We start from the raw sequence: 23,839 nt of genomic DNA, 5'->3' as shown, positions 1-23,839 counted from the left end.
TGGAGCGTAGACCTCGGTGTCGTTATCGCTCTGGTCGGATCTCAATCTCAGTGTCCGCACCTCAGCGATGAACGTCCACCGGACAATCGGCCACATTGGACAGGCAACACATGCTATCTATTCGTATGCACATACCGACATGGGGGTCCGAATTCACACGAGAAACGGGCACCGCCTCGACGAGTTCGACCCAGTCACCGGCGATATGACAAACGCGCCGGTGCCCGGCCGCAAACCACGGAGATGACAAATGTGGTACCTGGACGCATACGAGAAAAAATCTGAGCTTCTTGTTAAGAGCTACCCGCTTCGGGGTGCAACCAGCACGACTATGAAAGAGTTGATTGGACTAGATGAAGAGAACGGATCAATTGAAGCGGCAATGCATGAGGTTGCGCCCGCGGATTTAGCAAAATTTGCGAAATATATTGATGGCGAGCTTTCGATCGACTTCAGCTGCAGCTATTTCGTAGGCCTCTTCGCAAACTGAATCCAAGGAGAAGGCGCGCCACGACGCGGCCTGACACGGCCTGGAGGTTCAGACAAAAGACTCGGGCACGTTCCATCCCTGTTCCAATGTCGTCCGTGAGACTCGCGCCGCGTCGACGCCGCTCTGGACTCCACCGCAGAGACGATGAAGCGCGGGCAACCGAGCAGTTCGGCGCGCCACACGCGTAGCCCAGCCATTTCGTAATCCGCAGACCCAGTTGGACACCCGAACTCCCACTTCTTCGCTAACGTCGCACCATGACGGACTCGAAGGCAGTCGACATCGACCACCTCACCCACACTCTCCGCGACCGCAACATCGCGGGGGTGACCATCGGCTGGGTCGACAACAACGGCATTGTCCGATCGCGCACCGTACCCACCGCAGAACTGACCGCCGCCGCACGTCGTGGAGTAGGAGTTACCGCAGTCTTTGCGGTGTTCGATTCGCACGACGGGATCACATTCGCCCACGAAGGACTGTCGACGCCGTCGGGCGATGTTCGGTTGATTCCGGTGATCGACAACGTGTCAAGCGTGGTCCCACTTGCTGGCCAACCAGGGTTGGCCTGGGCGCACGGACGACAGGTCTCGGCGGACGGCACACCGTGGCCCTACGATCAGCGCGCTGTGCTCGAGCGGCAGGTGCAACTGGCCGCCGATGCGGGTTTCGAGGTACGGGCCGGATTCGAGATCGAGTTCGCCCTGACCCGTGAATCGGACGGACTGTCCGCTCATCGCGGACCTGCCTACTCGGCAAACGCACTGCGCGATGTCGACGAATTCGTCGTTCTATTGCTCCAGGCGCTGTCTGCGAACGGCCTCGACATCGGTCAGATTCATGCCGAGTACGGCGGCTCCCAGCTGGAGATCGCATTGAGTCCACTCGATCCACTTGCTGCAGCCGACGCGCAAGTCCTCGCGCGGCAGACCATCCACTCAGCGGCCAAAACCCAGGGCCTGCGGGCAAGCTTCGCTCCCCTGCCCTCGTCGAGCAGTGCAGGTAACGGGTGGCACCTGCACACGTCACTGGTTCGCGACGGACACAACGCCTTGACCGGCGACGGAGAGTACGGACTGTCCGACACCGGGCGGGCGTACATCGCGGGCCTCGTCCGAGAACTCTCGGGACTCACTGCCATCACGGCACCGAGTTCGGGGTCGCTGCTGCGTCGTCGACCGGGCTACTGGGCAGGTGCCTTCGGGTTCTGGGGCGTCGAAAACCGTGAGGCTGCAGTGCGACTCGTACCGGCCACTCCCCTTCTCGGCCCGGAACACACGAACGTCGAGTTGAAGGCATGCGACGCGTCCGCCAATCCCTATCTGGCGCTGGCCGTCACGATCGCGGCCGGCCTGTCGGGAGTGGCGGATTCGGCGCAGTTGCCGTCACCGGTCCAGGAGGACGTGGGAGGTTGGGACGACGCCCGTCGCGAGGCCGCGGGGATCTCGCCTCTCGCAACGACCCACGCGCAGCAGCGCGAGAATCTACTGTCGTCAGCTCTGGTCCGAGACGTGTTGGGCGTGGAACTTCTGGGCGCATTCGTTGCCTGCCGGGACGCCGACGCCGCGTGGGCGGAGAGCCATACCGAGGACGAACTGCTCGAATCGCTGCGCTGGATCTACTGAGATGCTGCGACGGTTTGCCGGGGCAAGCGCCATCGTTTCGACTCTCGATCATGTTCTGCCGCAACCGGATCAACTCTGCGGGCCGTTCTCGGCTTCGGTGGCACTGACGGCCGTCATGGGCTACGACGCACCGGACGTGACGGCACTCGCGGTCGCATCGAGGTCTGCGATCTGGCCGGGCAAGATCGACTCGGGCCGCCCTCCCGGAACCCCTCGACTCACCCTTGGGTGGGATGCACTGCCGATGGCCGCATCGATCGACGCAGCCGGGACAACGGCAGCAGGTCTCGCAGAAGGCATCGAGACTGCAACCGATCATCGCGTCGCCGTGGTTCCGGTCATGGGACCCGCTACCGACGGACTGCGCGCCCTTCTTGACCGCCTCGGCGATAGGCCGTTCCGATTCGGCCTGGTGGCGAATGTGCATACCGGGAAACTGACCGAATTCGATTGGAATGTAGGACATTTCGTTACCGTCTGGGGATTCGATCCAGTCGAGGACGTAGTGGCGATTGCCGACACCTATCGGGAACTCGGAGACCCGGATATGCCGCCCGGATGTCGAACCGTCCCCACCGCCGCTTTCGCATCGGCGATGTCCGAGCGTGGCCTGCTGCTGATCGTCGACGGCCAGGATCGCCACACGTCGGCCAGTCTGGTCCGCTCTCTGGGACTACGACACGACGTGTGGTCGGCGTGACCGTCAGGACCTGAGCAACGCAAAATGGGCGTAGGTTCCTTTCGGAACCCACGCCCATCAGCGTGGTGTGGTGAAGCCTGAAGGCCTCAGATCACCAGGAGCTCTTGCGAACTCCGGGAAGCTCTCCGGCGTGTGCCATCTCGCGCACGCAGATACGGCAAAGGCCGAACTTGCGGAACACGGAATGGGGACGGCCGCAGCGGTTGCAGCGAGTGTATGCACGCACCGCGAACTTCGGCTTCTTGTTGGCCTTGTTGACCAATGCCTTCTTCGCCATGGACTCAGTTCTCCTTGAACGGGAAGCCGAGGTGCTTGAGCAGCGCGCGGCCTTCTTCGTTGTTGGTTGCGGTGGTTACTACGGTGATGTCCATACCGCGCGGACGATCGATCTTGTCCACGTCGATCTCGTGGAACATCGACTGCTCGTTGAGGCCGAACGTGTAGTTTCCGTTGCCGTCGAACTGCGTGCCCGAGAGGCCGCGGAAGTCCCTGATTCGGGGAAGGGCAATGGAGACCAGACGGTCGAGGAACTCCCACATGCGGTCGCCACGGAGGGTGACCCGTGCGCCGATGGGCATTCCTTCGCGCAGCTTGAACTGTGCGATGGACTTGCGGGCCTTACGGATCTCCGGCTTCTGGCCGGTGATGGCAGCGAGGTCGGCAACTGCACCGTTGATCAGCTTGGCGTCACGGGCGGCGTCGCCGACACCCATGTTGACGACGACCTTGACGATGCCGGGGATCTGCATGACGTTCTCGTATGCAAATTCGGTGTTCAGGGCGTCTTTGATCTCGGCGCGGTAGCGCGCCTTGAGGCGGGGCTGTTCGCCCGCGATGTTTTCGGTGGTAGTCATCTCAGATGTCCTTCCCGTTCTTGCGGGAAACACGAACGCGCTTACCGGATTCCTCATCGGTCCGGTAGCCCACGCGAGTGGGGTTTCCGTCCGAGTCGACAACTGCGACGTTCGATACGTGGATCGGGGCTTCCTGAGTGACGATGCCACCCGAGGATGCGCCGCGCTGGTTGGCAGAGACCGCGGTGTGCTTCTTGATGCGGTTCACGCCTTCGACCAAGACCTTGGAATCAGCGGGGTAGGCCTGAATGACCTTGCCCTTGGCTCCCTTGTCCTTGCCTGCGATCACGAGAACGGTGTCGCCCTTGTGCACCTTCATTTACAGCACCTCCGGGGCGAGCGAGACGATCTTCATGAACTTCTTCTCACGCAGCTCGCGGCCGACCGGGCCGAAGATACGGGTTCCACGGGGATCGTTGTCCGGCTTGATCAGCACAGCAGCGTTCTCGTCGAAGCGGATGTACGAGCCATCCGGACGACGGCGCTCCTTGACGGTGCGGACGATGACGGCCTTGACGACCTCACCCTTTTTGATGTTTCCACCGGGGATGGCGTCTTTCACCGTAGCTACGATGATGTCGCCGATTCCGGCGTAGCGACGTGACGAGCCACCGAGAACGCGGATGCAAAGGATTTCCTTTGCGCCCGTGTTATCAGCGACGCGTACTCGCGACTCCTGCTGAATCACTCACTTCTCCTTGACCTGGATGTACGTACGTGCCGGATTTCCGTCCCGACACGCGCGGTCGGCTGCCGGGTGCGGGCGCACGAAGGCACACCGCTGCCACAGGCAACCGGTCAAGTGTAGGGGAACGGCCCCCGTGGATCCAAATCGTGATCGCCCGCCCTTGAGCCGTTGCCAACAGACCCAGGACTCTCGGTACGGTTTCGGAGATGGAGCATCTTCGGATCATCGAGGCGGGGCGATGACGTCGAACGACGTTACCGCGGGTTGGTGGTCCGGCCTACCCCTGGATCGAGTCGTGCGGGTACATGGTGCCACCGAACGCGAACTCGCCGATTCGGTGAACCCGCTGCCCACCGCTGCGCCCGCAATCGTCTTCTTCGCACTCGAGCCTGCGTCCGCGAAACGGACTGTCGACCTCGTGGATGCCGTGGTCGACGGACTGGAGAACGCGGCGGCGGACTCGGCTGAACTCTGGCTTCCGGAATTCGACCACCAGTCGGGCACGTCCACGTTGGATCGGCGCGCCGCGCGCACGGCAGCTGTGCGGCTGGCCGCCGATACCGTGCACTTCGGGCCCTACGTCGGAGCTCTCGCCGACGCCGCCGTCGACAGGCGATTGCCGCGTCGTGCAGCGTTCACCGTCGAAACCAGGGCAGCAGGTTCGGCGCGATTGCTTGCGGTTGCGCAAAGGCGCAGTTCCGCCGCGCTCGTGTTGGTCGTACCCACGGGAGTCGATGCCGATGTCGCCGCCACTGCGGCCGAATGGCTGTGCACGCACGCCGGGATGGCGGTATGGGTTATCGGAGACGGAGCGTCGGGCATGGATCGGTTCCCGTCGGTGTCGGTTCGTGCACCCGCAGTGCCCACCGGCGTCAGCACCGTCCTCGATCGCTTCCGCCCACTCAGCTATCCACCGATCGCCGGATACCCGCACCCGGCCAGCGATCCGGAAAAACGCCTCTATCGCGCGCTGGACGTGCACGAGTGGGCCACCGGGCGGGAGCACAATCGCTCGATCCGGCTCGGCGAACTCAGCCGACCTTTCACAGTCGACGTACTGTGGCGCACCGAGAGAGTTGTCGTCGAGATCGACGGCAACGAACACCGAGCACCCGAGCGTTTCGCCGAGGACCGCGTGCGCGACAACCAACTGCAGACGCACGGTTACATGGTGTTGCGGTTCACCAACGCTCAGGTGATGGACGACCCGCACCGCGCTGTCGCTACCATCCGCGAGGCAGTATCGAGAAGACGATCGAAGGGGGATCCTCGATGAGTACCGAAGAACTGAACGGGACCGAAGCAGCAGTGCTACTGGTCCTGATGGCCGAAGCGAGTCCGGTCAAGAATTCCGAACTCAAAACGATGGGTCCCGAATTGGCGAAGCCTTCTCGCGACAAGTTGAAGAACGCCGGTCTGATCGAGGTGAACACCTCGGTTCGCCCGATGACGCTCGACCTGACCGACAAGGGGTGGCGCACGTGCGGCGAACTCATCGGCGGGGAACCCCCGGCTCGATCGACCGGAGCCGGTAAGGCGATGTTCACCGTGCTGGCCGGCTTGCGTCGATGGCTCGATCGCACCGACAGCCGTCCGGCGGACGTGTTCTCGCCCCGCGGTGACGAGCCTGCGACCGAACCGGCACCCGAGAAGTCCGACGAGACCGTCGACCTCGAGGCCAGTATTCGCGGTGCTTACGCGCGGCTCGCACGCGAACCCGGCAGCACAGTTCGACTCTCGCGACTGCGAAACGAGTTGCACGACATACCGAGAACCGATCTCGACGACGCTCTCGCCCGTCTGCGTCGGGCGCCGGACGTCTCGCTGATCCCCGAAGAGAATCAGAAGACACTGACGGACGAGGAACGTGCTGCCGCCGTCGTCGTCGGTAATCAGCAGAACCACCTTCTCTCGATCGAAGCATGATGGGCGTTGAGTCGACGATGACGGACAACGAGCAGATCCGAGCTCTCGAATCGGTGCGGCTGAGCTGGGCACCGACACCCGACGACGTGTGGCGTTCGCAGTCGAACGTGCACGTGCCGGGGATGCACGAGCGGGTGTTCCTCGAAGTGATGAATGCGTACGACGACGCAGACGCGTCCGACGACGCCAGCCCTCTCGGTGTCGTCGTACGCGGGCCTGCAGGCTCGGGCAAGACGCACCTACTGGGTCAGGTGCGTGAGGAAGTGCAGCTCAAAGGCGGGTACTTCTTCCTGATCCGGCTCCTCGATGCCGCCGGATTCTGGCGCTCGACGCTGATGGGGATGCTCGACGATCTGATGCGCCCGTCCGGACGAGGATCCGACAGTCAGCTCGGTTTGCTGCTTCGACGCCTGTGCGAGATCGGCGACATGTCCGAGGACCAGCGCGCAAAGATCATGGGCGAGAACATGATCGATGCCGAGACACTCGATGCCTTTGTCACCGCGGTGTACAAGGTGCACCCCCGCCATCGCCGGACGTCGCAGCACACACTGCGCGCGCTCGTGCTGTCCATTGCCCCGGACTCCGCAGTTCAGGACCTGGGCGATGCATACCTCCAGTCCATCGACGACGTCGATCCCGAGGAGTTCTCGGGATGGGGAATTCGCCGTGCCGAGCTCGGCCATCAGGGCATCGCCGAGAACATTTCGCGACTGCTCGCGATCACCGGCCCAACCATTCTCGCGATCGACCAGATCGACACTCTCGTCGCCCAGTCGCGCACCGGATCCGATCAGGAGTTCGCCGACGCGCAGGAGGACAAGGTAGTCGAACAGCTGGCGCACGGGCTGATGTCTCTGCGCGAGACACTCCCCCGCACCGCCTCGGTGCTGTCGGCCCTGTCGAGTGCGTGGGAACTGATCGCCGCCCGCGGAGTCGCTCCCATGCGTGACCGTTTCCGAGTCACTCAGTCGCTCAAGCCGATTCCATCGTCGGACGTCGGTCGCCTGCTGCTCGGCCGGCGCCTGGCAGCCTGCTTCCTCGAAGCCGGCTTCACTCCGCCGCACCCGACGTGGCCGGTGGCCCCCGACGCGTTCGAGCAAGCCCCGGACTTCACTCCGCGCCAGCTGCTCATCGCCGTCGACCGCCACATCCGGCACTGCCTCGACACCGGCGTCGCGTCGGAATTGGAGAGTTTCACGGACAAGTCCGGGCCGGCAGATGCGCCGGACCTCCCGAAAGCACGGGTCGACGAACTCGCTTTGCTCGACGATCGCTACGAAGAACTTCGCAAACAGGTCGATGTGACCGTCCCCCTGCGACCCGACAGTGAGGACTCGATCGTTCCCGCTCTGCTGTCCGCGGGTCTGACCGCCTGGATTCACGAACATCAGTCGTCCGACGACAGCCTGGCGCAGGACCCGCCCCCGAGCGGCAAACCTGCCCTACACGCTCGGCTACGCCACACCGTCGACACCGACACGGACGACGAGGAGCATTGGTGCTTCCGTGCGGTGACGTCCGGCAACGCTCGGGCCGCACTGGCCCGAGTGGAGCGCGCAGTGACCACGGCAGGACTTCGAGTCGACATGCCCAAGCGGCGGTTGATTCTGATCAGGAACGACCCGTGGCCCAACGGCGCGAAGACCGAGCAGACCATCGCGGCGCTGCGTCGTGCCGGTGGCGTCGTTGTACCCCTCGGCGACGAGGACCGGCGGGCTTTGGCGGCGTTGTCGACCCTGTTGAGCGAGAACTCCCCCGCACTCACCTCCTGGCTGCTCGCGCGCAAGCCGGCACACGACGTCGAATTGTTCGGGGCGGTGTTGCCTGCCGTGAGTGTCGTCGACGACGACACGGCGCTCATCGAACCGGAGGCACCGATCACGGCTTCGGCACCGACCGCGTCGCGTCGGCCGTCCATCGTGGTGGGTGCCGAATTGAGCACCGGGGCCGACGTCGCTGTGCCCCTCGAAGCGTTGCGCAAGCACACAGCTATCTTCGCGGGCTCCGGCTCCGGCAAGACGGTGCTGATCCGCCGACTGGTGGAAGAGTGTGCGCTGCACGGCGTTTCGGCGATCGTACTCGACGTCAACAACGACCTGGCTCGGCTCGGCACCGCATGGCCGGAGGACGAGCGAACCTGGCCGCCGGGGGACGAAGCCAAGGCGACGGCGTATCTGCGCGACACCGATGTCGTGGTCTGGACGCCACGGAAGTCTGCCGGTCGCCCGCTCAGTTTCCAACCACTTCCCGATTTCGTCAGCGTCCTCGGCGACGCCGACGAGTTCGAGGCCTCCGTCGAGTCCGCACTGGCCTCGCTCGAGCCGGCCGCCGGCGTTCTCGGTACGTCACAGAAGGCCAAACACGGTCGGGCCGTGCTGAAGTCGGCACTGGATCTGTTCGGTCGACGGCCGCACGGTGGCAATCTCACCGACTTCATCGACTTGCTCGAGGAATTCCCCGAGGACGGCAGCGAAATGCGCGACGCCGTACGCATCGCTGCCGGGCTGGCCGAGAATCTCAAAGCCGCCGCCGCGAACGATCCGATGTTCGCCGGGGCAGGGACACCGGTCGATCCGGCAGTTCTGCTGACGCCTGTCGAGGGCAAGAAGGCCAGGGTGTCGGTGATCAACCTTGCTGGTTTGACCACCGACGAGCAGAAGCAGAGTTTCGTCAACCAGTTGCAGATGGGCTTGTTCGCCTGGATAAAGAAGAATCCGGCGGGGGACCGGCCGCTCGGCGGACTGTTCGTCATGGACGAGGCGCAGAACTTCGCGCCGTCGGACAGGACTACCGCGGCGACACACAGCACCCTCGCTCTGGCTTCGCAGGCACGCAAGTACGGACTCGGCCTGGTCTTTGCGACCCAGGCTCCGAAGGGCCTGCACAACCGCATTGCGGGCAATGCGTCGACTCAGTTCTACGGTCTGCTGAACAGTCCGTCGCAAGTCGATGCGGCCAAGGAGATGGCGCGAGTCAAGGGCGGTTCTGTTCCCGACGTCGGGCGGCTGCCCGCCGGTCAGTTCTACGCGGCCGTGGAAGGTGCCGAGTTCCGGCGCACGGCGACTCCCCTGTGCCTGTCGTACCACCCCAAGAGCCCACCGACCGAGGAAGAAGTCATCGAACTGGCGCGTTCCTGACAGCAAGCGTCCCACACTGGCACACTGGATCCGATGAAAAACCTCGCTCGCGGGGAGAACTGCCCCGCACCGTCCGGTCCCCTGACTGTGACGCTCGCCGCCTCGACCTCCGTAGTTGTATCGGCCCTGCTGCTCGGGTTGGATGGTCGAGTGCGGTCGGACGCCGATCTGGTGTTCTACAACCAGCCGGCCGGCGCGGGTGTGGAGTATCAACGGACGCCATCCGGCCATCTCGTCCGGTTGGATCCGTCGGCGGTTCCTCTCGACGTCGAGACCGTCGCCATCGCAGCCTCGCTCGACGGAAGCGGTCCGGCAACATTTGCCGCAGCAGGTCCCACGTCGGTGACGGTCTCCGACGCGTCGGGTACAGCGGTCGTAGGGTTCGCAGCCGATGCTCTCGAGGAGGAACGCGCTCTGGTGTGCCTCGAGTTCTACCGGCGCGCCGAGCAGTGGAAGATCCGCGCTGTCGGCCAGGGGTACGCGGACGGGTTGGCCGGACTGGCCACCGCCTTCGGGATCACCATCGAAGACGACGAGCAACCGCTACCCGAGGCATCGACGACAAGCCCCTCCCACAACGCCGACTTGCCCGTCGATTCACCTGCCCACCAAGGAGTTCTGGCCATGAGAAGCGAACTGTTCCAGCCCGTACACGCCGAGGTTCCCGGATCCGGTATTCAGAAGCAGGGCAGCAAGATGTGCCGGGTCGGCATGAACGGCGACATCATGGCCCGAGCAGGTTCGATGGTTGCCTACCAGGGCAATCTGCAGTTCGAGGCAAAGGGCTCCGGGGGTATAGGGCGCGCCTTGAAGCAGGCCTTGTCCGGAGAGGGCGTGCCGTTGATGAAGGTATCGGGCCAGGGGGATCTCTTCCTCGCCAACGCTGCGCAGGACGTCCACCTGATCGACCTGGACGGAACGGATGGATTGACCATCAACGGTGCCAACGTCCTCGCCTTCGAGTCCTCGCTGAATTACGACATCAAACGAGTCCAGGGCGCGGCGGCAGGTGGCAACGCGGGCTTCTTCAATTGTGTATTCACCGGACGTGGGCGGATCGCCATCACGACCGACGGTGTGCCGGTGGTGCTGAACGTCGATCAGCCCACATTCGCAGACCCACAGGCTGCGGTTGCCTGGTCGTCGTCCTTGCAGACACGGGTGAAGAAGAACGATTCGTTCGGACTCGGAACACTGATCGGCCGTTCGACCGGTGAGCGATTCACCCTCGAGTTCTCAGGTCAGGGATTTGTCGTCGTGCAGCCATCCGAACAGCCACCCGGCGGGGTGATCGGCGGAGCAGGCAGCGGAGAGCAGGCCGGTGTCGGCGGGGCGCTCGGTGGCCTGCTCGGCAGGTGATTCGCGCTCACAGGAAAAGCGTTCGATACCGGATCGACCCCTGCACGTGACCGGCGGCCACAGCCACTGCTGCAATCCATCGTTCACGCGGCGCCCGGGACAACCATTGCGGCACAAGAGGATTGGTTACCAACAGCCGCAACACGTGCTTCGAAAACACGCTGACGGACAGACCGACGAACCCGTATTCGCGGTAGGCCAGGTACAGCTGAACATCACCGACCGCATATCTGCGTGCCTGTGAGAAGAACTGGCGCATCGTGGGCCTGAGGCGGTAGTCCACGGTGGCAGCCAATGCGTGTGCGAGCCGGAACCCGGCCAGTTGTACACGCCAGGAGAAGTCCAGGTCTTCGCCCGCATCGGTCAAAGTTTCGTCGAAACCGTCCACGGCAAAAAAGACATCGGCCCACACCGCGAAATTGCAGCCGGGGGCATACGGCAGAAAGTCGGTGTGGAACCCCGCGTCGGAGGGCGTCATCGGACGGCGACGATAGACCGCAGGAGGATTGACCTTCGACGTGTCCAGCGAGCCACTCACCAGATCTGTCGTCGAGGCGACGGCGACCAATTCGCTCAACCACCGGGGGCGGACGACGTCATCGGCGTCGCAGAACGCCAGCAAATCTGTTCGGGCAACTGATGCTCCAATATTGCGAGCATGGGAGACTCCCACAGAACCGGACGCATCGACGTACCGGACTTGCAGACCGGAGTCGTTCGGGCGCGCGTCGAGAAACTCCCGCAGCCCATCGGTCGAGCCGTTGTCGCTGACGATCACCTCGAAGTCGGTGACGCCAACCTGTACCGCCAGGGCGTCCAGTTGGGCTCCCAGGGTCGCGACCGCATTGCGGACGGGGATGACGACAGTCACGCCCTCGCGTCGGTTCTCGTCCATCGAACGCTCTTCCTACCTCGGGGTCAGAACACGAAAGAGCCCATCCCCGGTTGACCCGGGAATGGGCTCCTCCAGCACTCGGTGCTTACTTGGCCTTTTCGAGAACCTCGACCAGTCGCCAGTGCTTCGTGGCGGACAGCGGGCGGGTCTCCATGAGCTGAACGCGATCGCCTACGCCGGCGTCACCCTTCTCGTCATGTGCCTTGACCTTGGTGGTACGACGGATGATCTTGCTGTACAGGGGGTGCTTGACCCTGTCCTCGAGCTCGACCACGATCGTCTTTTCCATCTTGTCGGATACGACGTAGCCGATCCGAACCTTGCGGTTGTTGCGCTCTTCAGTCACAGTCTTTTCCTCGCTCATGCTGCGTCACCTGCTGTGTCCTCGGAAGGACCAGAGGCCAAGCCGAGCTCACGTTCGCGGAGCACCGTGTAGATACGCGCGATCTCGTGGCGCACCACGCGCAGTCGACGGTTGTTGTCCAACTGGCCGGTAGCCATCTGGAAACGAAGGTTGAACAGCTCTTCCTTCGACTCACGCAGCTTGGTGACCAGCTCTTCACCGGTGAGCTCGCGGAGCTCTGCGGCTGGGGTTCCGGTAGCCATCAGAACTGCTCCTCCCTGGTGATGATGCGTGCCTTGATGGGCAGCTTGTGGATGGCGCGAGTCAGTGCCTCACGCGCGATGGTCTCGTCGGGGTACGACAGCTCGAAGAGCACCCGGCCCGGCTTGACGTTCGCGATCCACCACTCGGGCGAACCCTTACCGGAACCCATGCGGGTCTCGGCAGGCTTCTTGGTGAGCGGGCGGTCCGGGAAGATGTTGATCCAGACCTTGCCGCCACGCTTGATGTGGCGAGTGATCGCGATACGAGCGGACTCGATCTGACGGTTGGTGATGTAGGCGGGCTCGAGAGCCTGGATGCCGTAGTCACCGAATGTCACCTGAGTTCCGCCCTTGGCGGCACCCGAACGCTTCGGGTGGTGCTGCTTGCGGTGCTTGACCCGGCGGGGGATCAACATGCGTCAGCCCTCCTGAGTGGGCTCGGTCGAGGCCGGAGCCTCGGTTGCGGATGCCGCGCGGCCGGCCTCGGTGCTGGTCGCCGTGGTGCCCGAGGCACCGCTGCGACGCGGACGAGTGGGACGCTCACGACGGGGACGGTCTGCACCGGCGGCCGGAGCCGCAGCGGCAGCGAGTTCACGCCGTCCGCCGACGATGTCGCCCTTGTAGATCCAGACCTTCACGCCGATGCGGCCGAAGGTGGTCTTGGCCTCGTACAGCCCGTAGTCGATGTCGGCACGGAGCGTGTGCAGGGGAACGCGTCCCTCGCGGTAGAACTCCGAGCGCGACATTTCTGCGCCACCGAGACGACCGGAGCACTGAACACGAATGCCCTTGACGTTCGGCTGACGCATGGCCGACTGGATGGCCTTACGCATTGCGCGACGGAATGCGACGCGGTTGCTGAGCTGCTCGGCAACACCCTGAGCCACGAGCTGAGCCTCGGACTCGGCGTTCTTGACCTCGAGGATGTTGAGCTGGACCTGCTTGCCGGTCAGCTTCTCGAGAGCTCCGCGGATGCGGTCGGCCTCGGCACCACGACGACCGATGACGATGCCCGGACGTGCCGTGTGGATGTCCACGCGAACACGGTCACGAGTGCGCTCGATCTCGACCTTGGCGATACCCGCGCGCTCCATGCCGGTGGCGAGGAGCTTGCGGATCTCGACGTCTTCCTTGACGTACTCCGAGTACTGCTTGTCTGCGTACCAACGCGACTTCCAGTCAGTGGTGATACCCAAGCGGAAGCCGTGCGGGTTGATTTTCTGACCCACTACTGAGCCCCTTCCTTGGACGCCTGGCCCTTACGACGGTTACGAGACGTTCCGCCGGTCTTGGGCAGGCTTTCGACGATCACCGTGATGTGGCTGGTGCGCTTACGGATCCGGAATGCCCGGCCCTGAGCGCGCGGCTGGAATCGCTTGAGGGTCGTGCCCTCATCGACGAATGCAGTGGCGACGATCAGCGTGCTGGGATCGAGATCCAGGTTGTTCTCGGCGTTGGCGGCTGCGGACGCGATCACCTTGGCGACCGGCTCGCTCGCTGCCTGCGGCGCGAACTTGAGGATGTTGAGCGCGTCCTCGACGGAGCGCCCACGAACCAGATCCACGACGCGACGTGCCTTCATCGGCGTGACGCGAACGTGCTTCGCTACGGCCTTGGCAGTCGGATTGGCGGTGGGGGTGAAGTTGGTCATCGCCTCTTCGCCTTCCGGTCGTCCTTGATGTGACCCTTGAACGTGCGGGTCGGTGCGAACTCTCCGAGCTTGTGGCCGACCATGGAGTCGGACACGAACACCGGTACGTGCTTGCGACCGTCGTGGACGGCGAAAGTGTGACCGATGAAGTCGGGCAGGATTGTCGATCGACGGGACCAGGTCTTGATGACCTGCTTGGTTCCCTTGTCGTTCTGGACGTCAACCTTCGCGAGGAGGTGATCGTCTACGAACGGGCCTTTCTTCAGGCTGCGTGGCATTCTGAACTCCCTCCTAGCGCTTGTTCTTGCCGGTACGACGACGACGGACAATGAGCTTGTCGCTCGCCTTGTTCTTGCGGGTACGGCCTTCCGGCTGTCCCCAGGGGCTGACCGGGTGGCGTCCACCGGAGGTCTTGCCCTCGCCGCCACCGTGCGGGTGGTCGACCGGGTTCATCACGACACCACGAACGGTCGGGCGCTTGCCCTTCCAGCGCATGCGGCCGGCCTTGCCCCAGTTGATGTTCGACTGCTCGGCGTTACCGACCTCGCCGACGGTTGCGCGGCAGCGCACGTCGACGCGTCGGATTTCACCGGACGGCATACGCAGCGTGGCGTAGGGGCCTTCCTTACCGAGGAGCTGGATGCTCGCTCCGGCGGAGCGGGCCATCTTCGCGCCACCACCCGGACGGAGCTCGACCGCGTGAATGGTCGTACCCGTCGGGATGTTGCGCAGGGGCAGGTTGTTGCCGGGCTTGATGTCGGCATTGGCACCCTGCTCGATCGGCGAGCCCTGGGCGATGCCCTTGGGTGCGACGATGTAGCGCTTCTCGCCGTCTGCAAAGTGCAGCAGTGCGATGTTCGCGGTGCGGTTGGGGTCGTACTCGATGTGAGCGACCTTGGCCGGCACGCCGTCCTTGTCGTTGCGACGGAAATCGATGAGACGGTACGCACGCTTGTGACCGCCACCCTTGTGCCGGGTGGTGATACGACCGTGTGCGTTACGTCCACCGCGACCGTGCAGCGGGCGGATCAGCGACTTTTCGGGGGTCGAACGCGTGATCTCAGCGAAATCGGACACGCTGGAGCCACGACGGCCCGGGGTTGTCGGCTTGTATTTACGGATTGCCATGAGTCTTCTCGTCCTCTATATCCGAAGAGTCCCAGTCGCTTACGCGACCGGACCTCCGAAGATCTCGATGGGCTTGCTGTCAGCGGAGAGCGTTACGAGCGCGCGCTTGGTGTCCTTGCGCTTGCCGTAACCGAACCGGGTCCGCTTTCGCTTGCCCTGACGGTTCATCGTGTTGACGCTGGTCACGGTGACGTCGAAGATCTTCTCGACGGCAATCTTGATCTGCGTCTTGTTCGAGTCCGGGTGCACCAGGAACGTGTACGTGCCTTCTTCGATCAGTCCGTAGGACTTCTCGGAGATGACCGGTGCCAGCAAGATGTCGCGGGGATCGGCGATCGTGGTCACTTGCTTGCCTCCTCGTTCTTTGCAGGCCCAGCGATGAAGGTGTTCAGCGCTTCCACGCTGAAGATGACGTCATCGGCGTTGAGCACGTCGTACGTGTTGAGCTGGTCGGGTGCGATGGGGTGCACGCCGTCCAGGTTCTGGACGCTCTTCCACGCCGCGGTGTCTTCGCGTCCGACGACGAGCAGGACCTTCTTGCGGTCCGAGAGCTCGGCGAGGAACGTCTTCGCACCCTTGGTGGATGGAATCTGTCCGGCAACCAATTCGGTGATCACGTGGATCCGCTCGCTGCGGGCCCGATCCGACAGGGCACCGCGCAGAGCGGCTGCCTTCATCTTCTTGGGAGTCCGCTGGCTGTAGTCGCGCGGCTGCGGTCCGTGGACCGTGCCACCACCGACGAACTGGGGAGCGCGGGTCGAGCCCTGACGGGCGCGGCCGGTTCCCTTCTGGCGGTACGGCTTCTTGCCACCGCCGCGAACCTCGCCACGAGTCTTCGTGGAGTGCGTTCCCTGGCGTGCCGCTGCGAGCTGCGCAATGACGACCTGGTGAAGCAGTGCGATGTTCGCGGGTGCGTCGAAGATCGCCGACGGCAGATCGACGGTTCCGTTGGTCTTGCCACCGACCTCTTTGACGTCCAGCGTCAAGTTGGTTTCGGTCTTCTTGTCGAGGCTGGTCATGCCCGTGCACCACCCTTCAATGCAGACTTGACGATCACGACGTTGCCGCGACGGCCCGGGATCGCTCCCTTGATCAGCAGCAGACCGTTTTCGCTGTCCACCTTGTGGACCGAGAGGTTCTGCGTGGTTACGCGGTCGCCACCCATACGTCCGGACATACGCATTCCCTTGAATACGCGGCCCGGCGTTGCGCAGCCACCGATGGATCCGGGGCGACGGTGCACGGCCTGTGCGCCGTGGCTCGCGCCCTGACCCTTGAAGCCGTGACGCTTCATGGTTCCGGCGAAGCCCTTGCCCTTGCTGGTGCCGGTGACGTCGACGTATGCGCCGTCCTCGAACACTGCAGCGGTGAGCTCCTGGCCGACCTCGAACTGCGAGGCGTCGGCAACGCGGATCTCCACGATGTGGCGACGCGGCGTGACACCTGCCTTCTCGAACTGGCCGGTGGTGGGCTTGTTCACCTTGCGCGGGTCGATCGCACCGAATGCGACCTGGACGGCGCTGTAGCCGTCACGCTCCTGGGTGCGGATCTGGGTGACCACGTTGGGGCCCGCCTTGATCACGGTCACCGGAACGACGCGGTTGTTCTCGTCGAAGACCTGGGTCATTCCGAGCTTGGTGCCCAGAATTCCTGTCGCAGGCCGATTCTTGTTATCAGTCATCGTTGTCTCCGCGCTCACTGGATGTTGACGTCGACACTGGCCGGCAGGTCGATGCGCATGAGCGCGTCGACCGTCTTCGGTGTCGGGTCGAGGATGTCAATGAGCCGCTTGTGAGTACGCATCTCGAAGTGTTCGCGCGAGTCCTTGTACTTGTGCGGCGAACGGATGACGCAGTACACGTTCTTCTCTGTCGGCAACGGCACCGGTCCGACGACGCGGGCACCCGTACGGGTGACCGTTTCGACGATCTTGCGCGCTGACGCGTCGATCGCCTCATGGTCGTAGGCCTTGAGCCTGATGCGGATCTTTTGTCCCGCCACGCTTAGTGTCCTTTTCTTGCCGCTTGGTCGTAGAACGGGCCGTTCGGCCTGCTCCACCTCGTCTGCACAGTCCCCGAGCCGGTGGAACCCACCGACCCGAACTGCCTTCGTGCACACACGACAGTGAAAAACGTTGACGACCCAGGCGTGGCCTGCATCCGTTGCCGCTCTTCATCTGTCATGGTTCTCCGGTCCACGCGGTCGGGCGTGTCGTGATTCCGCTCATTCGTCTGCGCTGAAACTTTCGCTTCAACCATCCGTATCGAACGAAACCCGCACCGATCGAGCTGGTGTTCCGGACGCGCTCACGTGGAGCGCTGGTCTCATGTCTTGCTCAGCCGGCTTCACAGCCGACTCACCTGGTTCAGGCCGCACGCAAGCGCGTCCCGTGTCCAGGCAACCCGACCAGTATGCCGCAGTCCGGGCGACAGATCAACTCGGGGTCCATAGATCGTCGTCCCGCCACCTTACCGAGCAGTAAGGTAGGGACATGGCCACAGTCGAGAGCACCACGGGCGCTACCTATCGCGCCTGGTCGAAGCTCCCCAGCAACACTATCGGGTCCGCCGTGTTCTCCGTCGGCATGTGCCTCCGGGTCCCCTACTTCGCTTCCGTGCTGCCGCGGGTGGTGGCCCTCGAACCGGGTCGCTGCGAGGTGACGGCTCCCAAGTGGTTCGGAATTCGCAACCACCTTGGCACATTCCACGCCATCGCCGCCTGCAACCTCGCCGAGGTTGCGATGGGCATGCTCGCCGAGGCGACGGTGCCGACCTCGCACCGCTGGATTCCCAAGTCGATGAACGTTCAGTATCTGACGAAGGCGACCACGTCGCTGCGCGCCGTCGCCGAACTCGACGGGATTCCTGATTTCGGATCGGTCACCGACGGCCTCGACATCGTCGTGCCGGTGTCGATCCGTGACACCGCGGGCATCGAGGTGGTGCACGCCGACATCACGATCTGGGTGTCCGCTGCATCCCGTTGACATACTCGACCGATGGATACGGTGACGGGGTCGGAGCACGAGAACTCAGTAGTGGTGGTCGGCGGGGCGGGAGCTGTCGGCCGCCTCGTGGTCGACCTGCTGCGCGGCGACGGCATCCCAGTGACGAGCGTGGACGTTCGAGCCTCGCCCGGCGCCACCTCTCCTGTCATGGTCGGAAACATCATCGATCCGGACGAACGGCTCGCTTCGGTGCTCGCGACAGCCGCCACGGTGATTCTGGCGGTACCGGAATCGGTGGCGTTGGCGGCCGACCTGTCAGCTCTGCGCCCGGACGCCCTGCTGGTGGAAACCTTGTCGGTCAAGTCCGGCTTCGCCCACCACCTGAACGAGATCGATCGACTCGGCACCACTGTGGGGATCAATCCCATGTTCGCGCCATCGCTGGGAATGTCCGGACGTCCGGTCGCCGCCGTCGTGCACCGCACAGGCCCGTCCGCAGACGCCTTTCTCGACACGGTCGCGCAGTGGGGTGGCCGAGTCGTCCTTCTCGACGCCGCGCGCCACGATCGCCTCGCCGCGGCGACGCAGGCTCTGACGCATGCGAGTGTGCTGGCGTTCGGGTTGGCACTGGCCGAGCTCGACCTGCCGTTCGGGGACATCGATGCCGTCGCACCTCCCCCACACGCAACGATGCTGGCCGTGCTCGCCCGCATCACGGGCGGCGAGCCCGAGGTGTACTGGGACGTACAAGCAGGCAATACGCACGCCGCCGAAGCCAGATCGGCGTTGCAACGCGCAACACGGACTTTGAACGAGACGGTCGATTCCGGTTCCGAGGACCGGTTCGCGCGACTGTTGACCGAGGCAGAGTCCGCGCTGGGGGGAAGCGGCGATCACTATCGAGCTGTGTGTGCCGAGATGTTCGGTATCGTTCGAGGTAGCAGTGGTAACCGATGATCACTGGTAACAGCTCGGAGGCGAGGCACGCAATGCTGGAACAGCCGTCGTTGCCGGAGTTCGACTCCGCCGATGTCGTGGAGAGCGCCGTCGTCTCACGGTTGGCGAAGAACTGGGCGCAGCGCGCAACGGTGAAGAAGCCCGAACCCGAGCTCGACGACCTCTTCGACACGTCCAAGCAGGATTTCCCGGACGCCCTCATCCCGTTCGGCGAGCACGACACCTTCACCGGTGCGACCCCGGAGCAGAAGGATCGCCTGCGTGCCTGGGGTTGGATCGCATTCAACAAGAACGTGATGGATGTAGAGCAGCACGTCGTGCACCCGGGTTTTGCCCTGCTGGCGCAGGATGTGTTCGAGACCGGAATGGGCGACACGCTCGCGGTCGCGGTGACCCAGGCGATGGTCGACGAGCAGTACCACACACTGATGCACCTGAATGCGAGCGCGGCGACACGGCGCGGGCGAGGGTGGGCTTTGTCGGAGCGTTCCCTGCCCTTCAGCTCGACGGTGCGTCGGCAACGTAGTGCGCAGGCAACCAGCGACGACTCGTGGTCCGCTGCGATCAGCTCGTTGGCATTCATGACAGTTGCGGAGATCTCCATCACGTCCTACTTGGACCTGATCGAGGACGACGACGTCATCCAGCCCATCAATCGGGCGACCGTGAAACTGCACAATCGCGACGAGTACTGCCATGCGTCGATCGCGGACGACATGGCCGCGATCGTCTTCGATCGCCTCGGAGCCAACGATCGACAGAAGTTCCTCGACGGTCTGGTCGACGGGATGGATGCGTTCTCGAGCAGCGATTTCTCTACCTGGCGACGCATTCTCGAGCTCGAGGGTATCCGCGGTGCCGAAGAGATGCTGGCCGACGTCGAGCAGGACACGAGTCGCCGTGCGTTGGTTCAGGACTACAGCGGGCTCAGGTCTCTGTGCCGGAAGCTCGACGTCGAAGACAGTATCGATATCGATTGGGGCTGACTGCGGAGGTCACCCGGCGTCGACCCGCAGGTAACATTCTCGGGGAATTCCGGTATCAAGTAGTGGCCCTCGACTCCCCGGGGTCCTGTCCCACCATTCACCCCGACAGCTCGGAGATTCGATGTCGTCAGCTCAACACGCAGCCGTACACGTGGAGGACGTTCACAAGTCCTTCGGTGATGTGCATGCGCTGCGCGGCATCAGCTTTTCTGCCGAGCGCGGGACCGTCCTGGGAATCCTGGGACCCAACGGTGCCGGCAAGACCACAACTGTGAAAGTTCTCTCCACGCTGATCGCACCCGACACCGGCCGAGCCTTCGTCGCCGGCCACGACGTAGTGGCCGACGCCCCTGCGGTCCGACGCTCGATCATGATGACCGGACAGTACGCGGCACTCGACGACACCCTGTCGGGCCGCGAGAACATCGAGTTGTTCGGCCGCCTGATGGGTCTGGACAAGAAGGCCGCCAAGGCGCGCGCCAAGGCTCTTCTCGACGAGTTCGATCTCTCCGATACCGGTAAGCGGCCCGTTCGTGGATATTCCGGCGGCATGCGTCGCCGCATCGACATCGCGTGCGGATTGGTCGTACGGCCGGAGGTCGTGTTCCTGGACGAGCCGACCACCGGACTCGACCCTCGTAGCCGGCAGGGTGTGTGGTCACTGGTCGAGGCACTCAAGGCACAGGGCATCACCGTTCTCTTGACAACCCAGTACCTCGAAGAAGCGGACGTCCTCAGCGACAACATCATCGTGATCGACAGGGGCACCGTCATCGCGGAGGGCACGTCCGATCAGCTCAAGGCCATGACCGGTGGCAGCTACTGCGAAGTGGTGCCGCTCGATCCCGGGCAACTCCGGGCGGCCGCGCGCGCACTGGGCGACATGGTTCCTGCTGCCGTTCACGCCGAGATCACCGCTACCTCCGATCGAATCTCGGTACCGGCACCCGACGGCGCAGCGACGCTGTCCGAGATCCTGCGCCGAGTCGACGCGGAGGGAATTGTCTTGGCTGACATCGCCCTGCGACGCCCCTCGCTGGACGACGTGTTCCTCACCCTCACCGGGCACTCACAAGCGAGCTCGAGCTGATGACGGCCACGACGCGGGGCGTGCCCAAGACACACGCGAGGTTCGTCGAGCGGACCGGCGCTGGCTCCACCACTCAGCAGCCGAAGCGGAGGTCACGAACGCGGCCGTCCGGCTTCGTTCAGTGGCAGGCGCTGACCGGCCGTGCTCTGTGGACGATGCTCACCAAGGGCGAGCTGCTGATTGCGGTTATCGCTCCCCTGATCTTCACCGTCGGCTTCTATCTGCCGTTGAAGTTCGTGATGGGCCTGCAGGGCATCAACTACGCCCAGTTCCTGATGCCTATCATCGTGCTGCAGGCCATGGCCTTCACCGCCATCTCCGCGGCCCAGAGAGCCTCGGCGGAGGCGATGAGTGGCCTCAACTCTCGTTTGAAAACGATGCCGGTCGTGCGCGGTGTCCCCCTGGTGGCACGAATCTCGAGCGGTGTCGTCCGCTCGTTGGTGTCTCTCGTATCGGCACTCGGCTTCGGTTACGTCATCGGTTTTCGCTTCACTGCAGGATTCGGTCAGGCACTGTTGTTCTGCGCACTCGCCATGCTCATCAGCACCACGCTGTCGATCGGTGCCGATGCAATCGGAACGCTGTCGAAGAGCCCGGAGGCGACCAGCCAGGTGTTGACCCTCCCCCAGCTCATTCTCGGTATGGCCTCGTGCGGTTTCGTTCCGGAAAGTGGTTTCCCAGAGTTCATCCGACCCTTCGTGCGCAACCAGCCGATTTCTCAGTTCTCCTTCGCGATGCGCGATATGGCCGAAGGTGGAGTCAGCTTTCAGGTGCTGTGGCCGTCGCTGGCGTGGATAACCGGTCTGATCCTGTTCTTCGTACCGCTTGCCATCTGGGCGAGCTCCAGGCCAGAGTGACGAGGCCGAGATGACGATGTCAGAAGCGTCGGTGAACACCGCGCGCGTTTCGAGCTTGACCTTTCCCGAGCCCAATATGGCCCTCCGAGAAGGGTCGATCCGTGCGCTCTGGACGCACAGCCTGATTCAAGCCAAGCGACTTCTGATGCGGTGGATGCGCGACCCGTCGACAATGATTCAGGCGTTGCTGTACCCCGCATTGATGCTGGTCATGTTCCGTGTGGTGCTCGGCAACTCGATTTCCGCCGCCACCGGATCTCCGGCGGTCTACGGCCAGGTGCCGATGATTGCTCTCGTCGGAGCCATGTTCGGATCGATCGTCAGCGCTGTCGGCCTCAAGGGCGAACGGAAATCGGGCTTGTTGTCCCGGTTCTGGACGACACCCACGCACCGCGCCGCCGGCCTGCTGGGCCGGATGATCGCCGAAGGAGTTCGGGTACTGGTCACCACCATCGTCATCACCAGTGCCGGTGTGGCGCTGGGGTTCAGATTCACGCAGGGAATTCCGGCCGGCATTTTGTTGATCTTGATTCCGGTGGTCTTCGGTATCGGGTTTGCGGTAATGGTGACATTCCTGGCAACGGTCGCCGGAGACGCACCCCTGGTCGAAGTCGTCTCGATTTTCGCCACCTTGCTGATGTTCTTCAACGCCGGCTTCGTTCCAGTGCTGGCCTACCCGCCGTGGCTTCAACCCGTCGTCGCCGCTCAGCCGATGTCGGTCGCGGTCGGCGCGATGCGGAACCTGGCAATGGGCGGTCCGGTACTGACGCCGGTCTTGCAAACCCTTGCGTGGTCGCTCGGGATGGCAGCTGTGTTTCTGATCCCGGCGATCCGCGGTTACAAGAAAGCATCTGCGACGGGCTGACAGGCGCCGACGGGATGGACCTCCCACCGAAGCCTTTCAATCGAGCCACGTTTGTGCGTACCGTAAATGGTCATGCCCATTTCAGACATACCTTCTGTATCGGTAATCATTCCCGTCGGTGCCTTCGACGAGATGCTGGCAGCTCAACTGAGGGCTCTGGCCGATCAGGATTTCGAGGGCGACTTCCAGGTTGTCCTTGCGGACAACTCCGGTAGTGGCGAGCTTCGGCAATACCTCGAGACGTGCCCTCTCCCCGCCAGGTTCTCCACCGTGTACGTCGACGCGTCAGAGGCAAAAGGAGCTGCGCATGCCCGCAACCGCGGTGCGGACGCGGCTACGGGTGAGCTGCTCGCCTTTTGTGACGCCGATGACGTGGTGCATCGAGATTGGCTGAGCACGCTCACCCGGATGGCGACGCACTTCGATCTCGTCGGAACTGCAGTCGAGACGTCATCTCTGAACGGCGAGCGTGCATTGTCCTGGACGCCGAGCCTCGCTCCGGAGCACCAGGGTGGAAATTCGTTTCGCCCGTTCGCGATCGGAGCCAGCATGGCGTGCCGAGCCGAGGTGTATCACTCTCTGGGCGGCATGAACAACGAATTCGCGGCCAGCCAAGACGTCGAATTCAGTTGGCGCGCCCAATTGGCCGGTCACAGTTTCAGCTTCGATCACGAGCCCAAGGTCTCGTACCGTCTACGCGACCGCCTCGGACCGCTACTGCGTCAGTCGTACCGTGCCGGATACGGCACTACCAAGCTCGTCGGTGAGTACCGTCGCCATGGGTGCCCCCCACTGAGCATTCGTCTCGTGCTGCTGCGCTGGGGCGTGTTGATAGTGCGTAACCCTTTACTGCCGACGTCGATCACCAAGCTGTCCCGGGGACACTGGTTACGCGCCCTCTACATCCGAGTCGGTGAATTACGCGCCGGAATCGAGTATCGAGCGATCGGTTGGTGAGCCAGCCGTCCGCAAGCGTGAGCATCATCACACTTGCGTGAACGCACAACTCGTCGACCAGTAGTTCTGCAATTGTCCAAAAGGTTGCTCGCACTATGAATGTTACGGTTATGTCACC

At 63.5% G+C, this 23,839-nt stretch carries 30 protein-coding genes; 14 read left to right on the top strand and 16 right to left on the bottom strand.

What is annotated here, in order from left to right:
* Positions 1-250: 250 nt before the first annotated feature.
* The 3 genes from AC5WEY_RS10765 (at position 251) to AC5WEY_RS10755 (ending at position 2,815) form a co-directional block, all read left to right on the top strand.
* Entirely contained in the window at positions 251-490 is a 240-nt protein-coding gene (locus AC5WEY_RS10765; RefSeq protein WP_495645900.1) for a DUF7683 domain-containing protein, read from the top strand.
* Between the two features lie 257 nt (positions 491-747).
* The gene (locus AC5WEY_RS10760) at positions 748-2,115 is read left to right on the top strand and encodes a type I glutamate--ammonia ligase (RefSeq protein ID WP_495645899.1); all 1,368 of its coding nucleotides are present in this window, start codon (positions 748-750) and stop codon (positions 2,113-2,115) included.
* A gap of 1 nt (position 2,116) precedes the next feature.
* Positions 2,117-2,815: a DUF6885 family protein gene (locus tag AC5WEY_RS10755; RefSeq protein WP_495645898.1), complete on the top strand. Its 699-nt coding sequence runs from the start codon at positions 2,117-2,119 to the stop codon at positions 2,813-2,815.
* 91 nt (positions 2,816-2,906) lie between these two features.
* Here the strand turns inward: AC5WEY_RS10755 and AC5WEY_RS10750 are convergent, their stop codons facing one another.
* Genes AC5WEY_RS10750 through rplN form a run of 4 tightly spaced genes read right to left on the bottom strand, consistent with a single transcriptional unit; the run spans position 2,907 to position 4,357 of the window.
* Positions 2,907-3,092, bottom strand: a complete 186-nt coding sequence (locus AC5WEY_RS10750) for a type Z 30S ribosomal protein S14 (protein WP_008718273.1) — start codon at positions 3,090-3,092, stop codon at positions 2,907-2,909.
* Between the two features lie 4 nt (positions 3,093-3,096).
* Positions 3,097-3,669: a 50S ribosomal protein L5 gene (gene rplE / locus AC5WEY_RS10745; RefSeq protein WP_008718275.1), complete on the bottom strand. Its 573-nt coding sequence runs from the start codon at positions 3,667-3,669 to the stop codon at positions 3,097-3,099.
* Between the two features lies 1 nt (position 3,670).
* Positions 3,671-3,988 carry a 50S ribosomal protein L24 gene (gene rplX, locus AC5WEY_RS10740; RefSeq protein WP_008718278.1) on the bottom strand — a complete coding sequence of 106 codons (318 nt, stop codon included), beginning with the start codon at positions 3,986-3,988 and terminating at the stop codon, positions 3,671-3,673.
* Complete coding sequence (gene rplN / locus AC5WEY_RS10735) at positions 3,989-4,357, bottom strand: 50S ribosomal protein L14 (RefSeq protein ID WP_008718280.1); 369 nt, start codon at positions 4,355-4,357, stop codon at positions 3,989-3,991.
* 238 nt (positions 4,358-4,595) lie between these two features.
* Here rplN and AC5WEY_RS10730 point away from each other — a divergent pair, with 238 nt between their 5' ends.
* From AC5WEY_RS10730 to AC5WEY_RS10715, 4 genes are read left to right on the top strand one after another with little or no spacing between them, the layout of a single operon-like run.
* Positions 4,596-5,633, top strand: a complete 1,038-nt coding sequence (locus AC5WEY_RS10730) for an endonuclease domain-containing protein (protein ID WP_495645897.1) — start codon at positions 4,596-4,598, stop codon at positions 5,631-5,633.
* Positions 5,630-6,283 carry a hypothetical protein gene (locus AC5WEY_RS10725; protein WP_495645896.1) on the top strand — a complete coding sequence of 218 codons (654 nt, stop codon included), beginning with the start codon at positions 5,630-5,632 and terminating at the stop codon, positions 6,281-6,283. Before AC5WEY_RS10730 ends, AC5WEY_RS10725 begins: the two co-directional genes overlap by 4 nt.
* Before the next feature lie 17 nt (positions 6,284-6,300).
* On the top strand, positions 6,301-9,423 hold the full coding sequence (locus AC5WEY_RS10720; protein WP_495645895.1) for an ATP-binding protein: 3,123 nt from the start codon (positions 6,301-6,303) through the stop codon (positions 9,421-9,423).
* Between the two features lie 33 nt (positions 9,424-9,456).
* On the top strand, positions 9,457-10,782 hold the full coding sequence (locus AC5WEY_RS10715; RefSeq protein ID WP_495645894.1) for an AIM24 family protein: 1,326 nt from the start codon (positions 9,457-9,459) through the stop codon (positions 10,780-10,782).
* Between the two features lie 7 nt (positions 10,783-10,789).
* On the opposite strand, the gene AC5WEY_RS10710 is transcribed toward AC5WEY_RS10715, so the two are convergent.
* The 12 genes from AC5WEY_RS10710 to rpsJ form a co-directional block, all read right to left on the bottom strand.
* Positions 10,790-11,677 carry a glycosyltransferase family 2 protein gene (locus tag AC5WEY_RS10710; protein ID WP_057475676.1) on the bottom strand — a complete coding sequence of 296 codons (888 nt, stop codon included), beginning with the start codon at positions 11,675-11,677 and terminating at the stop codon, positions 10,790-10,792.
* 85 nt (positions 11,678-11,762) lie between these two features.
* Complete coding sequence (rpsQ, locus tag AC5WEY_RS10705) at positions 11,763-12,041, bottom strand: 30S ribosomal protein S17 (protein WP_032397542.1); 279 nt, start codon at positions 12,039-12,041, stop codon at positions 11,763-11,765.
* A complete protein-coding gene (rpmC, locus tag AC5WEY_RS10700) occupies positions 12,038-12,283 on the bottom strand; it encodes a 50S ribosomal protein L29 (protein ID WP_032376634.1) in 246 nt (81 codons plus the stop codon). The genes rpsQ and rpmC overlap by 4 nt, the downstream gene beginning before the upstream one ends.
* Positions 12,283-12,699: a 50S ribosomal protein L16 gene (gene rplP, locus AC5WEY_RS10695; protein WP_027496313.1), complete on the bottom strand. Its 417-nt coding sequence runs from the start codon at positions 12,697-12,699 to the stop codon at positions 12,283-12,285. The genes rpmC and rplP overlap by 1 nt, the downstream gene beginning before the upstream one ends.
* Positions 12,700-12,702: 3 nt before the next feature.
* Positions 12,703-13,512, bottom strand: a complete 810-nt coding sequence (gene rpsC / locus AC5WEY_RS10690) for a 30S ribosomal protein S3 (RefSeq protein ID WP_027496312.1) — start codon at positions 13,510-13,512, stop codon at positions 12,703-12,705.
* Entirely contained in the window at positions 13,512-13,934 is a 423-nt protein-coding gene (rplV, locus tag AC5WEY_RS10685) for a 50S ribosomal protein L22 (RefSeq protein ID WP_027496311.1), read from the bottom strand. The genes rpsC and rplV overlap by 1 nt, the downstream gene beginning before the upstream one ends.
* Positions 13,931-14,212 carry a 30S ribosomal protein S19 gene (gene rpsS / locus AC5WEY_RS10680; protein ID WP_008718309.1) on the bottom strand — a complete coding sequence of 94 codons (282 nt, stop codon included), beginning with the start codon at positions 14,210-14,212 and terminating at the stop codon, positions 13,931-13,933. The genes rplV and rpsS overlap by 4 nt, the downstream gene beginning before the upstream one ends.
* A gap of 13 nt (positions 14,213-14,225) precedes the next feature.
* A complete protein-coding gene (gene rplB / locus AC5WEY_RS10675; protein WP_008718311.1) occupies positions 14,226-15,062 on the bottom strand; it encodes a 50S ribosomal protein L2 in 837 nt (278 codons plus the stop codon).
* 39 nt (positions 15,063-15,101) lie between these two features.
* Entirely contained in the window at positions 15,102-15,407 is a 306-nt protein-coding gene (gene rplW / locus AC5WEY_RS10670) for a 50S ribosomal protein L23 (RefSeq protein WP_027496310.1), read from the bottom strand.
* On the bottom strand, positions 15,404-16,081 hold the full coding sequence (gene rplD / locus AC5WEY_RS10665) for a 50S ribosomal protein L4 (protein WP_032404662.1): 678 nt from the start codon (positions 16,079-16,081) through the stop codon (positions 15,404-15,406). Before rplD ends, rplW begins: the two co-directional genes overlap by 4 nt.
* Positions 16,078-16,743 (bottom strand): 50S ribosomal protein L3, encoded by a 666-nt coding sequence (gene rplC / locus AC5WEY_RS10660; RefSeq protein ID WP_027496309.1) that lies wholly within the window; start codon positions 16,741-16,743, stop codon positions 16,078-16,080. Before rplC ends, rplD begins: the two co-directional genes overlap by 4 nt.
* A gap of 14 nt (positions 16,744-16,757) precedes the next feature.
* Positions 16,758-17,063: a 30S ribosomal protein S10 gene (gene rpsJ, locus AC5WEY_RS10655; protein ID WP_003938093.1), complete on the bottom strand. Its 306-nt coding sequence runs from the start codon at positions 17,061-17,063 to the stop codon at positions 16,758-16,760.
* Between the two features lie 490 nt (positions 17,064-17,553).
* Between rpsJ and AC5WEY_RS10650 the strand changes: the two genes are divergently transcribed.
* From AC5WEY_RS10650 to AC5WEY_RS10620, 7 genes are all read left to right on the top strand, one after another.
* On the top strand, positions 17,554-18,048 hold the full coding sequence (locus tag AC5WEY_RS10650) for a hotdog fold domain-containing protein (protein ID WP_495645893.1): 495 nt from the start codon (positions 17,554-17,556) through the stop codon (positions 18,046-18,048).
* 12 nt (positions 18,049-18,060) lie between these two features.
* Positions 18,061-18,966 (top strand): prephenate dehydrogenase dimerization domain-containing protein, encoded by a 906-nt coding sequence (locus tag AC5WEY_RS10645; RefSeq protein ID WP_495645892.1) that lies wholly within the window; start codon positions 18,061-18,063, stop codon positions 18,964-18,966.
* Positions 18,967-18,998: 32 nt separating this feature from the next.
* On the top strand, positions 18,999-19,952 hold the full coding sequence (locus tag AC5WEY_RS10640; RefSeq protein WP_057475680.1) for an AurF N-oxygenase family protein: 954 nt from the start codon (positions 18,999-19,001) through the stop codon (positions 19,950-19,952).
* A 121-nt stretch (positions 19,953-20,073) separates the two neighbouring features.
* Positions 20,074-21,042, top strand: a complete 969-nt coding sequence (locus AC5WEY_RS10635; RefSeq protein WP_057475681.1) for a daunorubicin/doxorubicin resistance ABC transporter ATP-binding protein DrrA — start codon at positions 20,074-20,076, stop codon at positions 21,040-21,042.
* Positions 21,042-21,899, top strand: a complete 858-nt coding sequence (locus tag AC5WEY_RS10630; protein ID WP_495645891.1) for an ABC transporter permease — start codon at positions 21,042-21,044, stop codon at positions 21,897-21,899. Before AC5WEY_RS10635 ends, AC5WEY_RS10630 begins: the two co-directional genes overlap by 1 nt.
* 10 nt (positions 21,900-21,909) lie before the next feature.
* Positions 21,910-22,764, top strand: a complete 855-nt coding sequence (locus AC5WEY_RS10625) for an ABC transporter permease (RefSeq protein ID WP_495645890.1) — start codon at positions 21,910-21,912, stop codon at positions 22,762-22,764.
* Positions 22,765-22,836: 72 nt separating this feature from the next.
* On the top strand, positions 22,837-23,721 hold the full coding sequence (locus AC5WEY_RS10620) for a glycosyltransferase family 2 protein (RefSeq protein WP_495645889.1): 885 nt from the start codon (positions 22,837-22,839) through the stop codon (positions 23,719-23,721).
* Positions 23,722-23,839 lie beyond the last annotated feature (118 nt).

The organism is Rhodococcoides sp. S146-33 (assembly GCF_059489205.1).
Note: the sequence above shows the minus strand (reverse complement) of the source record. Positions and strands in the feature narration are given on the sequence as shown.

What these genes read in the sequence shown, in the direction of transcription:
- rplV (WP_027496311.1), bottom strand. Translation starts at nt 13,934, where the DNA reads ATGACCAACTTCACCCCCACCGCCAATCCGACTGCCAAGGCCGTAGCG.
- AC5WEY_RS10760 (WP_495645899.1), top strand. Translation starts at nt 748, where the DNA reads ATGACGGACTCGAAGGCAGTCGACATCGACCACCTCACCCACACTCTC.
- AC5WEY_RS10755 (WP_495645898.1), top strand. Translation starts at nt 2,117, where the DNA reads ATGCTGCGACGGTTTGCCGGGGCAAGCGCCATCGTTTCGACTCTCGAT.
- AC5WEY_RS10720 (WP_495645895.1), top strand. Translation starts at nt 6,301, where the DNA reads ATGACGGACAACGAGCAGATCCGAGCTCTCGAATCGGTGCGGCTGAGC.
- rpsS (WP_008718309.1), bottom strand. Translation starts at nt 14,212, where the DNA reads ATGCCACGCAGCCTGAAGAAAGGCCCGTTCGTAGACGATCACCTCCTC.
- rplB (WP_008718311.1), bottom strand. Translation starts at nt 15,062, where the DNA reads ATGGCAATCCGTAAATACAAGCCGACAACCCCGGGCCGTCGTGGCTCC.
- AC5WEY_RS10710 (WP_057475676.1), bottom strand. Translation starts at nt 11,677, where the DNA reads ATGGACGAGAACCGACGCGAGGGCGTGACTGTCGTCATCCCCGTCCGC.
- AC5WEY_RS10635 (WP_057475681.1), top strand. Translation starts at nt 20,074, where the DNA reads ATGTCGTCAGCTCAACACGCAGCCGTACACGTGGAGGACGTTCACAAG.
- AC5WEY_RS10715 (WP_495645894.1), top strand. Translation starts at nt 9,457, where the DNA reads ATGAAAAACCTCGCTCGCGGGGAGAACTGCCCCGCACCGTCCGGTCCC.
- rplE (WP_008718275.1), bottom strand. Translation starts at nt 3,669, where the DNA reads ATGACTACCACCGAAAACATCGCGGGCGAACAGCCCCGCCTCAAGGCG.
- AC5WEY_RS10630 (WP_495645891.1), top strand. Translation starts at nt 21,042, where the DNA reads ATGACGGCCACGACGCGGGGCGTGCCCAAGACACACGCGAGGTTCGTC.
- rplP (WP_027496313.1), bottom strand. Translation starts at nt 12,699, where the DNA reads ATGTTGATCCCCCGCCGGGTCAAGCACCGCAAGCAGCACCACCCGAAG.
- AC5WEY_RS10725 (WP_495645896.1), top strand. Translation starts at nt 5,630, where the DNA reads ATGAGTACCGAAGAACTGAACGGGACCGAAGCAGCAGTGCTACTGGTC.
- AC5WEY_RS10645 (WP_495645892.1), top strand. Translation starts at nt 18,061, where the DNA reads ATGGATACGGTGACGGGGTCGGAGCACGAGAACTCAGTAGTGGTGGTC.
- rplX (WP_008718278.1), bottom strand. Translation starts at nt 3,988, where the DNA reads ATGAAGGTGCACAAGGGCGACACCGTTCTCGTGATCGCAGGCAAGGAC.
- AC5WEY_RS10730 (WP_495645897.1), top strand. Translation starts at nt 4,596, where the DNA reads ATGACGTCGAACGACGTTACCGCGGGTTGGTGGTCCGGCCTACCCCTG.
- AC5WEY_RS10640 (WP_057475680.1), top strand. Translation starts at nt 18,999, where the DNA reads ATGCTGGAACAGCCGTCGTTGCCGGAGTTCGACTCCGCCGATGTCGTG.
- rpmC (WP_032376634.1), bottom strand. Translation starts at nt 12,283, where the DNA reads ATGGCTACCGGAACCCCAGCCGCAGAGCTCCGCGAGCTCACCGGTGAA.
- rpsQ (WP_032397542.1), bottom strand. Translation starts at nt 12,041, where the DNA reads ATGAGCGAGGAAAAGACTGTGACTGAAGAGCGCAACAACCGCAAGGTT.
- AC5WEY_RS10650 (WP_495645893.1), top strand. Translation starts at nt 17,554, where the DNA reads ATGGCCACAGTCGAGAGCACCACGGGCGCTACCTATCGCGCCTGGTCG.
- AC5WEY_RS10765 (WP_495645900.1), top strand. Translation starts at nt 251, where the DNA reads ATGTGGTACCTGGACGCATACGAGAAAAAATCTGAGCTTCTTGTTAAG.
- AC5WEY_RS10620 (WP_495645889.1), top strand. Translation starts at nt 22,837, where the DNA reads ATGCCCATTTCAGACATACCTTCTGTATCGGTAATCATTCCCGTCGGT.
- AC5WEY_RS10625 (WP_495645890.1), top strand. Translation starts at nt 21,910, where the DNA reads ATGACGATGTCAGAAGCGTCGGTGAACACCGCGCGCGTTTCGAGCTTG.
- rplD (WP_032404662.1), bottom strand. Translation starts at nt 16,081, where the DNA reads ATGACCAGCCTCGACAAGAAGACCGAAACCAACTTGACGCTGGACGTC.
- rplC (WP_027496309.1), bottom strand. Translation starts at nt 16,743, where the DNA reads ATGACTGATAACAAGAATCGGCCTGCGACAGGAATTCTGGGCACCAAG.
- AC5WEY_RS10750 (WP_008718273.1), bottom strand. Translation starts at nt 3,092, where the DNA reads ATGGCGAAGAAGGCATTGGTCAACAAGGCCAACAAGAAGCCGAAGTTC.